The sequence below is a fragment of the Soonwooa sp. T0.1_25 genome, from assembly GCF_057652215.1.
Genome location: NZ_JBYFBZ010000057.1, coordinates 1 through 653, shown reverse-complemented (window position 1 = coordinate 653; position 653 = coordinate 1). Strand labels below are relative to the sequence as shown.

1 protein-coding gene is annotated in these 653 nt (G+C 28.6%); it reads right to left on the bottom strand.

The window, feature by feature from the left end; translation table 11 throughout:
• A partial coding sequence (locus tag AC23MB_RS14320) for a carboxylesterase family protein (protein ID WP_487787650.1) occupies positions 1–653 on the bottom strand: 653 nt, incomplete at both ends.

Here is a 653-nt window from a genome sequence, read left to right as displayed (position 1 = left end):
TCAATTTTTTGTTTGAGGATAATTTGTTGTATAACTTAAGGCTCCCATTGTAAGGGTTTTCATCATCTTTTTCTCCGTGAATAAGCCAAATGTCTTTTTTACTCATTTTTTTAAGATTTGAGAAATCTGGAACAGCAGCAACTGAAACAATTGCAGCAAATTTATTCGGCTCTAAATTCATCAAATTTTGAGCAGTAGAACCGCCCATTGAATAACCAATTAAATAGATTCTATTTTTGTCAATATTTGGATATTCTTTTTGAACATTTTTTATTAAATCTAATAAAGCAAAAACATCATTTGAAGGTTTCGAAACTTGAATTCCCTCATTGTCTTTTTCATAATTTGAAGAACGTTTGTTAAACTGCGGTGCAATTACATAGCATTGATATTTGTTATAAATTTCAGGTCTCAACCAAATTTTTGCAAACGGCTCAAGTTGGTTTTCATTGTCAGTTCCAACTCGAGTCGAATTGTGAAATGTTATTACTAATGGATATTTTAGGATTTCATTATTGTTTTTCGGCGTAAGTAGCCTGAAAGGAATTTTTATATCTTCTTTTGTAAAATATTTTTTTATAAAATTTTCGGTATTTAGACTATTTAATTGTTTTCGATTTTCTACAAAAGTTAAACTATCAACTTTTGTATCT